General features: G+C 43.8%; 11 protein-coding genes and 1 riboswitch. Of the genes, 2 read left to right on the top strand and 9 right to left on the bottom strand.

Translation table 11 applies throughout. From position 1 onward, the window contains the following. Positions 1 to 553: 553 nt before the first annotated feature. From BMZ93_RS06695 to lysA, 9 genes are all read right to left on the bottom strand, one after another. Positions 554 to 649, bottom strand: a complete 96-nt coding sequence (locus tag BMZ93_RS06695; protein ID WP_342027618.1) for a putative holin-like toxin — start codon at positions 647 to 649, stop codon at positions 554 to 556. A 218-nt stretch (positions 650 to 867) separates the two neighbouring features. Next, positions 868 to 1812 (bottom strand): phosphate/phosphite/phosphonate ABC transporter substrate-binding protein, encoded by a 945-nt coding sequence (locus BMZ93_RS01975; RefSeq protein WP_091501642.1) that lies wholly within the window; start codon positions 1810 to 1812, stop codon positions 868 to 870. Positions 1813 to 2082: 270 nt separating this feature from the next. Further along, complete coding sequence (locus BMZ93_RS01970; protein WP_091501640.1) at positions 2083 to 3141, bottom strand: aspartate-semialdehyde dehydrogenase; 1059 nt, start codon at positions 3139 to 3141, stop codon at positions 2083 to 2085. Positions 3142 to 3153: 12 nt separating this feature from the next. Further along, entirely contained in the window at positions 3154 to 4347 is a 1194-nt protein-coding gene (locus BMZ93_RS01965; protein WP_091501638.1) for an aminotransferase class I/II-fold pyridoxal phosphate-dependent enzyme, read from the bottom strand. Between the two features lie 16 nt (positions 4348 to 4363). After that, positions 4364 to 5137, bottom strand: a complete 774-nt coding sequence (gene dapB, locus BMZ93_RS01960) for a 4-hydroxy-tetrahydrodipicolinate reductase (RefSeq protein ID WP_091501636.1) — start codon at positions 5135 to 5137, stop codon at positions 4364 to 4366. A gap of 12 nt (positions 5138 to 5149) precedes the next feature. Further along, entirely contained in the window at positions 5150 to 6019 is an 870-nt protein-coding gene (gene dapA, locus BMZ93_RS01955) for a 4-hydroxy-tetrahydrodipicolinate synthase (RefSeq protein ID WP_091501635.1), read from the bottom strand. Between the two features lie 4 nt (positions 6020 to 6023). Further along, positions 6024 to 7181: an N-acetyldiaminopimelate deacetylase gene (locus BMZ93_RS01950; protein WP_091501633.1), complete on the bottom strand. Its 1158-nt coding sequence runs from the start codon at positions 7179 to 7181 to the stop codon at positions 6024 to 6026. After that, entirely contained in the window at positions 7181 to 7885 is a 705-nt protein-coding gene (gene dapD, locus BMZ93_RS01945; RefSeq protein WP_091501631.1) for a 2,3,4,5-tetrahydropyridine-2,6-dicarboxylate N-acetyltransferase, read from the bottom strand. Before dapD ends, BMZ93_RS01950 begins: the two co-directional genes overlap by 1 nt. Positions 7886 to 7941: 56 nt before the next feature. Next, on the bottom strand, positions 7942 to 9261 hold the full coding sequence (lysA, locus tag BMZ93_RS01940) for a diaminopimelate decarboxylase (protein WP_091501630.1): 1320 nt from the start codon (positions 9259 to 9261) through the stop codon (positions 7942 to 7944). 101 nt (positions 9262 to 9362) lie between these two features. After that, positions 9363 to 9542: riboswitch (Lysine riboswitch) on the bottom strand. Positions 9543 to 9719: 177 nt separating this feature from the next. Between lysA and BMZ93_RS01935 the strand changes: the two genes are divergently transcribed. Together BMZ93_RS01935 and dapF are read left to right on the top strand one after the other, a co-directional pair. After that, positions 9720 to 11096 carry an aspartate kinase gene (locus BMZ93_RS01935; protein ID WP_091501628.1) on the top strand — a complete coding sequence of 459 codons (1377 nt, stop codon included), beginning with the start codon at positions 9720 to 9722 and terminating at the stop codon, positions 11094 to 11096. Position 11097: 1 nt separating this feature from the next. Next, positions 11098 to 12075, top strand: a complete 978-nt coding sequence (dapF, locus tag BMZ93_RS01930) for a diaminopimelate epimerase (RefSeq protein WP_091501626.1) — start codon at positions 11098 to 11100, stop codon at positions 12073 to 12075. Positions 12076 to 12355: the final 280 nt, after the last annotated feature.

The raw sequence follows: 12355 nt of genomic DNA, 5'->3' as shown, positions 1-12355 counted from the left end.
ATCTAATTGTTTTAAAGGACAATAGCTTAATTTTACTAGAACCAATGATAATGACAAGAGCTTTATAAGATAGTATGTAGTTTGATCATCATTGCATGTTTTAATTTAGAGTAAATGAGTTTCTATATGGTTTACTTTACATAATATATATTATCGAAAGTAATATCTGTTTATCTTTTCAATTCAATCCAACAAACAAAAATAACCCCGCTTTGTTACCCAGCTAATATTTTTCTCTTAATCAGGTTTTTTGCACGCTACCATTCAATATCAGCATAAATTAAGCGCCTTAGTGGTCCTTTGTCTGAAGTTAAATGTGATGGTTTGGTGATTGGATTATATAAAGGAACCAACTATATCAGTGGTATTCATTAATACCTAGCAATTACGCAATATCATCAACTGGCCAAAGTCATCATGGCTCGCATATGTTATAATGAGTGTACAGAAAAACGATGCTGACTCAACAGCACCGTTTCCCTAGCAAACCAGTTAACGGTGGCTAGCCTTATAGATTAATAAATAACCATTAGCTTGTCACAGTCTAAGATGGTTATTTTTTTTGACTTAATTTGATTAGGTCAATGACGATGCCAATAAACGTCAGAATAAGTATTCCAAACGCTATCAGCAGCGTTAAGACGTCCATTACAGACATCAGGCTTCTCCTTTCCTAGGATGTTTGGGGTCATGATTTTGAAATCATCGGCACCACCACCTTTCCAGGATAGCCACCATCTTCACTTGTTTGCAAAGTGATTATAGCATGTTTGACATTGAGATATTGTAGATATGCTCAATGAAAAAAAGCAGGTAAATCGCCTTTATAGACGGTTTCCTGCTTTTTGTATTTTTACTAATTTATCATTACTGCAACTTCGCTACTTGCTTGTTGTACTCGCGCACTGTGTCAAAGTTTGAGTCCTTTGAATCGGCAACACCATCCCATGAGTAGATGTTCTTCAAGACTTTCTTACCTTCATCAGTCTTGGCAATCTTCTTCAAAGCATCCTTAATCTTTTGATCATCAGATGAGCTAATTCCTTTACGTACAGTTACTGTATCGTTTGGAATACCGCTTGTGGCATACAAAATCTTTGTCTTATTGAAGACGTCTGGTTGATCCTTCTTTACAACGTTTCGAGCGTCACCGAAGATAAAGGCTGCGTCAACATCGCCATCCAAGACAGACATAACGGCTTGATCGTGTCCCTTAACTTGGACAAGCGTTGATTCCTTCAGGACGTTAATGCCCTTCTTGTTCAACTCAACAGCTGGGTAAACGTAACCGGCAGCAGATGATGGGCCTTGAACGGCGATTTTCTTCCCCTTCAAGTCCTTCACTGAGTTGATGCCGGAGTTCTTACCAACAATAACGAATGAACTGTAGTTATCAACGAGCTTACCAGTTGATTCTCCAGTGTTGTCCTTCTTGATACCGTAACGGGTTGATTGCAACAACGCCTTAGCACCGTACAACTTGTGAGCTTGAACATAAGAATCAGGTGATAGGAAGGATGCATCGACTTTCTTAGAACCAAGTGCTTCAACGACACTGTTACCACTAGTTCCAAGTGATACGTGGACCGGAATGCCCAATTCTTTACCCAATAGTTGTTCCAGTGGCTTAGCCTTGGCTACCAAGGTATCTGAGTTAATTGATGGAACGAATTGAAGATTCAATTCCTTCAAGTCCATCTTCGACGATTTCTTACTGGAGTCAGCGTCGGATTTTTTCCCGCTTGCATTAAAAGCAAAGAATCCTCCAACGGCGATAATAACGACCGCAACGGCAACAAGAAGTTTTTTCATTTTTCTGTTTTTCTCCTAAAAATACGACAACTAACAATATCATTCGTATTTGAATGATAAAGTCGGATTAAACGCAACCAATCATTCGCTTACTAACCTATTATCTGTTAGATTAAATGAATATTCAACGGGAATCCAGATGAATATTCTAATTAAAAACGAACTTTATATTACATTTTAGTTAAATATTATTAAAAGACGAATGTTCAACAGCTACCTTTTTAAGACAAATAAAAAAAGTCCTAAGGTTAATTAGGACTTTTAAAATGATTATTGTGGATGTACCAAGTCTTCTGAAACCAAACGTTCCGCGATTTCTACGGTGTTCCAAGCTGCTCCTTTTAGGAGGTTATCTGAAACAACCCACATGTTGAATGCTCCGGCGTTTTCTTGATCAGGACGGATACGACCAACATACGTTTCCCGTGTTCCAACGGCATTCAATGGTTGAGGGTAAATTTGCTGTGATGGGTCATCTTGTAGCACAATCCCCTCCCCTTCGGCAATCGCTGCTCGAATATCTTGAGCGGTTGCTTTCTTATCCTTGACTTGAACGTAAACCGATTCTCCGTGTGAAATTGGGACGGGAACACGAACACAGGTTGCTGTCACCTTAAGGTCAGTAGCATTCATATCGTTCAAGAGAATCTTCTTTGTTTCGTGAATCATCTTCCATTCTTCATGGGTGTAACCTTCGTCCTCAAAGACGTCGATTTGAGGAAGCAAGTTAAAGGCTAATGGGTAGTGCTTCTTATCACTGGCCGTTGGCAGAATCTCGGCTGACATTTCCTTATCATCCAAGTAGTCGCGACTTTCCTGGAAAAACTCGTTCAAGGCAGATTGGCCTGCACCAGAAGCGGCCTGGTAAGTTGACACAATCACCTGTTCAATACCGAACTTCTCAAAAACGGGTTTCAAAGCAACCACCATCTGAATGGTTGAACAATTTGGGTTGGCAATGATGCCATGGTGCTTCTTCAACTGTTCTGGGTTTACCTCAGGCACAACCAGTGGCACTTCTGGGTCCATTCGGAAGGCAGAAGTATTGTCGATACAAACAGCGCCACGTTTTACAGCTTCAGGGAGCAGACGCTTTGAAACTGAACCACCAGCAGAAGCAAGAACGATGTCGATGCCTACGAAGGCTTCAGGAGTGGCTTCTTCAATCGTCACTTCTTCTCCCTTAAAAGTCGCTTTCTTACCAGCTGACCGAGCAGAAGCTAACAGTTTAACAGAGGCCACGGGAATTGTTGATTGTTCGAGTTGTTGAACTAAACGAGTTCCAACAGCCCCTGTAGCACCTAGAATCGCAACGTTATAAGTTCTCATTTTCTTATCTCCTTAATCATTTACAAAGACGCCATCGTTAAGAGCCGTTTTAATTCGACGGAGTGCTTCCTTAATACTATCCATTGAGGCTGCATAAGATAAGCGTACATATCCCTTACCGCCGTTTCCAAAAGCAGAACCCGGAATTACACCGACCTTTGCCATTCGTGCTAATCGGAAGGCAAAGAGTTCATCATCATTTTGGAATGATTCAGGAACTGGAACGAAAAGGTAGAAAGCCCCTTCTGGATAAAGTGGTCGCAGTCCCATGGAAGTTAGTCCTTGGAACAAGACGTTCCGACGTTCACGGTATTCGAAACGCATCTTATCAATATCGGCATCGCCATTCAGGAAGGCTTCTGCGGCGGCTGCCTGATCAATGGCCGATGGACAAGTCACCATAAAGGCGTGAATCTTACGTAGGCGAGCAATAAAGTCTGCCGGTGCAGCAACGAAACCGATTCGCCAACCCGTCATAGCATAGGATTTTGAAACCCCTGAAATGTAGATTGTTTGTTTTGGCAAATCACGAGCAATTGAGTATGGTTGCTTATCGTAGGTCAAGTCACTGTAAATCTCATCAGAAATGACAAAGACATGGTGCTTCTTAATGACTTTTGCTAAAGCATGAACTTCTTCTTCAGAAAGTGTGCTACCGGAAGGATTATTTGGATAGCTTAAGAAGACTGCCTTAACGCGGGCGTTCTCGGATAAGACTTTTTCAAGCACCGTAGGCGAAAGCTTAAAATCAGTCTCTGACGTATCAACATCAATGACTTCACCGCCAAGTAAATTAATAATTGGCTCGTAAAGCGCAAAGGCTGGAGTTGGAATCACAAACTGATCACCGGGATTAATCAAAGTTTCCAAGATAGCGTAAATCGCTTCCGTTGCCCCAACTGTCGCAACAATTTCACTATGAGCTGAGTAGACCAGGTCGTGGTGTCGCTTGAGGTATCCAGCAATCGCTTCTTGTAGTGCAGCTGTGCCGGCTTGGGCCGTGTAGTGCGTTTGGTTTTGCTGCATAGCCTTAATAGCGGCCTTCTTGATGTGATCTGGCGTGTCAAAGTCGGGTTCCCCGATGGTCAGCTTAACCAATCCTTCGATATCAGAAATCTGATTGTCAAAGGAACGAATCTTGGATGGCTTAACTAAGTTAAGGCGCTGATTATAGCTATCTTCTAGTTGTGGTAATAATTCCGGCATACTTGCTTCTTTCTGATTACATAACCTGCTCTAACCCGATGGTTAGTTTGTCGACTGTGTGAACTTTTTCAATGGCTAATTTCACGCCCTTCATAAAGGAAGAACGGTTAAAGCTATCCTGACGGATTGTCAGAGCTTCCCCCTCCCCTCCGAACAGAACCTGCTCGTGGGCAACGTAGCCTGGAAGGCGAACAGCGTGAATACGAATGCCATTTAAGTCTGCGCCACGAACCCCTGGCATCGTTTCCTTGGAGTCACCTTGTTCGTGTGCCTTGCGAACCTTATCGATTCGCTTGGCCGTCATCAAGGCTGTCCCAGAAGGTGCATCCTTCTTATCTTCGTGATGCATTTCAATTACTTCAACGTCTGAGAAGTACTGCGCTGCTTCCTCTGAAAACTTCATGAGCAGAACGGCTGACAGTGAGAAGTTCGGTACGATTAGGCCACCGACTTTTTTATCAGAGGCTAAGTTCATTAGTTCTTCTTCCTGTTGATCAGTCAGTCCGGTGGTCCCAATCACAGGTTGATAACCGTGTTCTATGGCAAACTTCGTGTTCTCGAAAACCGCTGCTGGCGTAGTAAAGTCAAGCCAAACGTCAGCTTCGACCTTGATGTCCTCTAGTTGGTTGAAGACCTGCGTGTCAGCTTCAACACCTGCTGCTTGCGCGTTCTCAGCGTTCGCGCTTGGCGAGTAGACAGCGACAACTTCTAGGTTGTCTTGCTCTTTGATCATTTGGAGTGCTTGCTGGCCCATGGCACCACGGAAGCCAGCAATAATAACTTTAATCAATGGTAATCTCCTTTACTGGATGGCTTGTGCGAGAGCTTCCATTTCTTCATCGTTTAATGGAAGAATTGGTAGGCGGCAGCCACCGACTTTATAACCTTCGGCATCTAGCAGTGCCTTAACTGGCGCTGGGGATGGATACATGAACAAGGCGCTCATCTTTGGCGTTAACCAACGTTGTAGTACACCTGCTTCCTGATAGTTTCCAGAATACAAAGCGTCATACATGGCGCGCATCTGTGGTCCGTACAAATGGGAAGCAACGGAAATGACCCCATTGGCCCCGATTACACGGGCAAAGAGTGCCTGTGCATCTTCACCAGAATAAACGGCAAAGTCATGGCCAGTATGGTCTACCAAGTATTCCAAATCAGTCATGCTGGTACACTGCTTAACACCGACGATGTTCGGATTCTTAGACAATTCGACAACCGTTTCGTTACTCATGGTGACACCAGTTCGGCCGGGGATGTTGTAAATCACCACTGGTAGGCCACCCTCTTCAGCAACCGCTTCAAAATGAGCGGTCATACGACGTTGGTCTGGCTTGTTATAGTAAGGCACCACAACCAAGGCGGCATCAATTCCGTCGATTTGGCTAACTTCCTTAGTAAAGTCGATCGTTTCAGCCGTATTATTTGATCCGGTACCAGCAATAACGGGTACTCGTCCGGCCACAATTTCAGCAAACTTTCGATACAGGGCCAGCTTTTCATCGTGTGTCAACGTTGGCGTTTCACCCGTTGTTCCACCAATGATAAAGCCACGGTGTCCTTCGTTAATGTAACGTTCTGTCAGCGTTGCCAAGGTATCAAAGTCAATCTCATTATTCTCGTCAAAAGGCGTAATAATGGCTGTCATCAAATCTGCGTTTTCAAATAGCATGAACTCAGGCCTCCTCTTGCATTCGGTATTCTAGGAAATCAACGATGGCTTTTACACCAGGTTCCAAAGCATCTTCACTGGGACTCAGTTCGGAAGAATGGAGGGGATGGCTATCATCAACTCCCAGCCAGAACATCGTGCCAGGAATCTTGGAAAGTAAGTAACCAAAATCCTCACCGGTCATCGCAGGTTCCGTTAACTTGAACTGGTCGCCATGGTTGGCTTCCATATAATCAATAAAGTTCTTTGTTAATTCAGGGTTGTTTTCGACTGGTAAGTAACCACCCTGTTCAAAGGTTGGTACGACTTCACAGTTGAAGGAACGGGCGATTCCCTCAGCCACGTCCTTAATTCGAGCAACAAGCTCTTCAATCATCGATTGTTCAAGGCCACGAATGGTTCCTTCCAAGTGAGCCTTTCCAGTGATGACATTACGAATGGTCCCGGCCTCAAACTTACCAAAGGTAATAACACCGGAGCGAACAGGGTCAATGCTACGAGAAACAATCGTTTGAATTTGTCCGATAAAGGCAGATGCTGCAACGACCATGTCGTTCGCGTTGTGAGGGAAAGCCGCGTGTCCGCTAGTACCAATGAAGTCAACGTCAACTTCTGTTGATCCGGCAAAAAGCGTGCCCATTCGGCAGCCAATTGTACCGGCTGGCAAATCAGGTGAATCGTGCAAACCGTAGAATTCATCAGGTCGCCATTCGCCTTCAAAAACACCCATTTCATAGGCCAATAGCCCACCGCACTTTTCTTCTTCAGCAGGTTGGAAGAAGAAAAGCATGTTGTCCTTTGGTTGGTGTTCAGAGAAGTAATTGAGAACAGCCAGAGCAACTGTCATGTGCATATCGTGGCCACAAGCGTGCATAACCCCCTCGTGATTTGAGGAGAATGGTAATCCCGTTTCTTCCGTAACAGGAAGTGCGTCAATGTCGGCACGATAGCCAATCGTCTTGATTGGGTTTGACCCTTCAACTCGAACTAGAATGGCCGTTGGCAGCTTTGGTAACTCGCGAACCGTCAGGAATTCCTGGTTAAATTGAGCGATTTCCTTCAGTAAATAGTCATGTGTTTGGAATTCCTCGAGCGCAAGCTCGGGAATCTGGTGCAAATCACGCCGAATTTGAATTAAATCTTCTTTCGTTAACATGCTCATCACAGCTTTCTTAAATCATCTTCCAAAGTCGTCTTCGACTCCGTCTTCGCGTCGACATCCTTGACTTTACGTGCTGGGTTTCCTGCAACAACGGTGTAGGGTTCAACATCCTTTGTAACAATTGCGCCAGCAGCGACAACCGCACCCTTTCCTACTCGAACACCTTCGATTACAACTGCGTTGGCACCGACCAATACGTTATCTTCAATAACAACTGGTTGTGCGGATGCTGGTTCAATAACTCCGGCCAAAACCGCGCCGGCCCCGATGTGTGAGTGCTCACCGACAACGGCACGGCCCCCCATCACAACACCCATGTCAATCATGGAGTTGGCACCGATTTCACAACCGATGTTAATGACAGCACCCATCATGATAACGGCGTTGTCGCCAATGGTTACCTGATCACGAATCACCGTTCCTGGTTCGATGCGGGCGTTCACGTTCTTTAAATCCAACAATGGCACCGCTGAGTTGCGGGCGTTGTTTTCAATTTCAGAATCTTCTACACCAGCCTGGGCAATAACGGCCTGAACGGCTGACCAGTCACCAAAAATGGTGGCGACTTGGTCATCGCCGAAGACTTTGACACCCTCGGGATAAGTGACATCCGCTAGATTACCTTTAATGTAGGCCTTTGTTGGTGTTTGCTTCTGAGCGGAACCAATGTATTGAATGATTTCTTTTGCAGTCATCTTTTCCATGTTTTTGTACCTTTTCTTCTATATTAATAGTATTTTTATTGAGTGTGTTTTTCGTTTTAGTTACTTGAACCGTCTAAATTGAAATCTAGTGCTTCCAAATCTTCAATTCGTTCACGACGAGTTACCAAAGTGGCCTTCCCGTTTTCAGCAAAGACAATCGCTGGTTTGGGGTTCAAGTTGTAGTTCGAAGCCATTGAGTAACCGTAAGCTCCAGTGTTTAGGACAGCCAAGATATCACCAGGCTTTGTAGCTGGCAATGCCTGTTCCTGAATCAAGATGTCACCTGATTCACAGAACTTTCCGGCAACGTGTACCGTTTCAACGGCTTCTGCTGCAGGGTTGTTCGCCAAGACCGCTTCGTACTTTGCATCATATAAAGCGGGGCGAATGTTATCACCCATTCCGCCGTCAACAGCTAAGTAAGAGCGAATGCCCGGCACGTCTTTACGTGATCCAACGGTATACAAGCTGTATCCGGCAGGTCCGACAATTGAACGACCAGGTTCAATCCAAATGGCTGGTGTTGCAATGCCTAGTTCGCTCGTACGAGCTTTGATGGTTTTGATAATTGTGTTAACAAAGTCTTGTGGAGCCAGTGGTCGGTCATCGGATGTGTAACGAATTCCGAATCCGCCACCAACGTTTAAGACTTTTGTCTGATAACCGTACTTCTTTTCCCAACTAGCAGCTAGGTCAACGAGCTTTTCACCCTCGCCTTCAAAACCGGCTAGTTCAAAGATTTGTGAACCGATGTGGGCGTGTACACCAAGCATATTCATGCGCTCTTCTTTCAGAACAAGTTGCAATGCTTCTTCGGCCTGACCTGATTCAAGATCAAAACCAAATTTACTATCAACCTGACCCGTTTGAATATATTCGTGGGTGTGGGCTGAAATTCCCGGAGTGATTCTCAGGATGACATCAACCTGCTGGTTCGTTTCTTCTAGGATTTGACTCAGCAATTGAATCTCATGGAAGTTATCTAAAGCGATAACGCCAATACCGGAAGTAACTGCTAAACGCAATTCTTCAGCGGATTTGTTGTTCCCGTGAAAAGTCATGCGTGAAGCTGGGAAACCGGCATGCATGGCCATCTTCATTTCACCCTCGGACACCACGTCAATGTGGCAGTCCATTTGGTTAACTAGTTGATACATGGCCGTGTTAGCAAAGGCCTTGCTAGCGTAACAAACTGCATAATCGACATCGTTTTGTGTAAACACTTCTTGGAAGTGTCGGATTTGTGTCTTGATTGCTGCAGTATCGTAAACCAGTACAGGCGTACCGAATTCATTTGCTAATTCAACGGCATCGCAGCCGCCAATCGTCAAATGACCGGCTGAATTAATTTGATTGTTTTCAATTTGCTCGTTCATTTTTTACTCTCCCTCAATTTGGCATAAAAAAAACTCCTGTACGAAGTGGTTTACACTTCATACAAGAGAATCCAATGGTTCATAAAAAAATTACTGGTTTCAATTGTCGAAAGCGCACCACGATGTGAATCGTGACAGTCCATCGCTTATTAAACGATGTCCCAGCTTACTTTAGTCTGTGCTACTAAAGCGCTTCGGCGACCGTGCCTTTCGATTAGCGTCATGGTTCACACAGGAACTCGACTAATTTACTCATCGTGGTCGCAACCTCTTCGATGTCTAAATAATAAAACAGTTTTTAGAATCCGTCAACCCTTTTAATTAAAAAAATTTTAATTTTATTTCTTCATCTATTGGCAAAAAAATTGAGTCCTTTTGAATAACATTCTCCCTTGTTTCTTGAAAAAGTGCTGATACAATGCAATCAGATTAAAGAACGACTAGAGGAGAATGAGAATATGGCAAGAGTTGTTAAGTTTGGCGGATCGTCCCTAGCTAACGGAGAACAGTACGAAAAGGTTGTTAACATCGTGTTAGCAGACCCAGAAAGACGCGTCGTGGTTGTATCTGCTCCAGGTAAACGCTTTGACATCGATACCAAAGTTACCGATTTACTCATACAGTATGCGAAAAGCACTCCTGGCAGCTCAGAATTTTTTGCTGTTCAAAAAGAATTGATTTCCCGCTATCAGAACATTGCGGACTATTTCAAAATTTCAGAAAAGGACTTCCAAGGGATTGCTGATATTATTTCAAATCTTTCAAGTACTTTTTCAGGAGAGGACGACTACCGTTTAGCCTATTTTAAAGCACACGGTGAACATCTAAATGCCATCTTAATGGCCATGGTTTTGAATCAATTGGGACATCAAGCACGCTTTGCCGGGCCAGCGGAGTTAGGACTCTATGTTGAAGGGCAGCCAAATGCCGCAACCGTCCTTGAAGAAAGCTATACCAATTTGAAAAACTTTGAATATTCCGATGATGAAATTCTCGTGGTTCCTGGTTTTTATGGCATGACAAAGGATGGTCAAATGGCAACCTTTGCTCGTGGTGGATCAGACATAACCGGCTCAATTGTTGCTCGTGGACTGGGCATTAAATTATACGAAAACTTCACCGATGTTTCGGCTGTTTATGTTGCAAACCCACATATCATTGAAGAACCCGTTTCGATTAAACAAATGACCTACCGTGAAATGCGGGAACTTTCCTATTCCGGTTTTTCCGTCTTCAATGACGAAGCGATTATTCCAGCTATCCAGGGTCAAGTAACCATTAATGTGAAAAACACCAACCGTCCAACAGACCCAGGTACCTTGATTGTTCCGGAAAAAGACTTTGAAGCCGAATACCCAATTACCGGTGTCACGAACTCTGATCACTTCTCAGCCCTCTACTTACACCGCTATCTCTTGAACCAGGAAGTTGGTATGACTTTGAAGCTTCTTCAAATCTTCTACAAATACAACATTTCATACGAACACATGCCTTCAGGTATTGATGACTTGACCGTTATCTTTGATAACCGGCAGTTAAACGAAGAGATGATTGAACGACTTTGTGCAGATATTAAAGACGCTTTGAATCCGGACGTTATGCAATGGATTGACGACTATACCATTATCATGATTGTTGGCGAAGGAATGTTCAAAAAACCAACGATTATTACGGATGCCATTGCCTCGTTAACGAACAATGGCGTGCCCATTAACATGATCAACCAGGGTGCTTCTCAAATCTCAACGATGCTTGGGACGAAACGTGCCTATGGTAAAAAAGCGGTATCATTAATTTACCAACACTTCTTTAACAAGAACGAACAGGAGGCCTAAGATGGTCGATTTAATTCATGTCCATGGTTCTCACAACCATTTTTATATCCTTGATCAAACTACATTACAAACGCCTTTAACGCAGGACGAACTCGTCGCATTGGCACAAAGATTCTGTCAGAAAAATGACTTTTGGCCGGGCGCCGATGGTGTTTTGGTTGTTGATGAGCCAACCCACCCTGGTCCCCTTGGCAAGATGACGGTCATCAACGCTGACGGTAGCATTGCCTCGATGTGCGGAAATGGTCTCCGGACGGTAGCTCGTTACTTGTCGGAAAAAATGGGACAAAAAGAGTTCACGGTCGAAACGGCAGAGGCTGATTTACGTGTTAGTCGGGCTACTGATTTTGCTGAAGGCGTTCCCGCCTTCTCTGTTGAAATCTCCCCTGTTCTCTTTAACAAGGAAGCTTTCCCCTTTGATCATTTAGGCTTCGATAAAATCGTAAACGAAAAGCTGCCAGTAATTAATGACCACCTATCATTTACGACCATCGCTGTACCCAATCCACACTTGATTTCCTTTGTCGAAAACGACCAGGATTTAAACGAGACGTTAGGCGAAATCGGTCAGCGCTTAAACAGCGAAAACCCTTACTTTCCTGACGGAGTGAACGTCAACTTTGCAAAGATTTTGGGTCCAAACAAGCTCTTTGTCCGCACCTTTGAACGCGGTGTTGGTTTTACCAACGCCTGTGGAACAGGAATGTCCGCCACTTCTTTCGCCTTTGCCCTAATTCATCCAGAACAGGTTAATCTCAAGCAACCTATCTCAGTTTATAACCCAGGTGGTATGGTAAAGACGAATGTTCATCCTGATGCCGAGCATCCTTGGATTGAATTGATCGGAAATGCGACTTTCTTAGATAAAGCATCCTTCGATGAATCTGATTTGCATCAGGCTAAGTTGGAAGAATCAAACTTCACAACTACTAAAACGGATGAAGAAACGGCCTATCAGGCCTTTGTTGAGTCGTTATAAAAGCATTAATAAAAGCTCCTTGTTTAAGCGTTAAACAAGGAGCTCTTTTGTTTGTTAAAAGAGAATGATGGTTGTTGCAATGACTTTTTAAGTGTATCTAGTCGAAAGTCTTTTCGGAAGTCAATGTAACTTCTCTCTTCATAGCTACATCTAATTGTTTTAAATGCAGTTTGCGTTCGTTACTTTGATTTAAAGCATCATCATAAATGCTATCAAAAGATATTGTTTGCATTGAATTTTCCTTTCTGTATCAAAGAATAACCACTCATTATCAGACCTT

Origin of the sequence: Fructobacillus durionis (assembly GCF_900112405.1) — a bacterium.
Lineage (GTDB): Bacteria > Bacillota > Bacilli > Lactobacillales > Lactobacillaceae > Fructobacillus > Fructobacillus durionis.
The sequence above is the reverse complement of the archived record's forward strand: the minus strand, read 5'-3'. Positions and strand labels throughout refer to the sequence as shown.

Bases quoted from the DNA above. Each gene is read 5' to 3' on its own strand.
- BMZ93_RS06695 (WP_342027618.1), bottom strand. From the start codon at position 649: ATGGACGTCTTAACGCTGCTGATAGCGTTTGGAATACTTATTCTGACG.
- BMZ93_RS01975 (WP_091501642.1), bottom strand. From the start codon at position 1,812: ATGAAAAAACTTCTTGTTGCCGTTGCGGTCGTTATTATCGCCGTTGGA.
- BMZ93_RS01970 (WP_091501640.1), bottom strand. From the start codon at position 3,141: ATGAGAACTTATAACGTTGCGATTCTAGGTGCTACAGGGGCTGTTGGA.
- BMZ93_RS01965 (WP_091501638.1), bottom strand. From the start codon at position 4,347: ATGCCGGAATTATTACCACAACTAGAAGATAGCTATAATCAGCGCCTT.
- dapA (WP_091501635.1), bottom strand. From the start codon at position 6,019: ATGCTATTTGAAAACGCAGATTTGATGACAGCCATTATTACGCCTTTT.
- BMZ93_RS01950 (WP_091501633.1), bottom strand. From the start codon at position 7,181: ATGAGCATGTTAACGAAAGAAGATTTAATTCAAATTCGGCGTGATTTG.
- dapD (WP_091501631.1), bottom strand. From the start codon at position 7,885: ATGGAAAAGATGACTGCAAAAGAAATCATTCAATACATTGGTTCCGCT.
- lysA (WP_091501630.1), bottom strand. From the start codon at position 9,261: ATGAACGAGCAAATTGAAAACAATCAAATTAATTCAGCCGGTCATTTG.
- BMZ93_RS01935 (WP_091501628.1), top strand. From the start codon at position 9,720: ATGGCAAGAGTTGTTAAGTTTGGCGGATCGTCCCTAGCTAACGGAGAA.
- dapF (WP_091501626.1), top strand. From the start codon at position 11,098: ATGGTCGATTTAATTCATGTCCATGGTTCTCACAACCATTTTTATATC.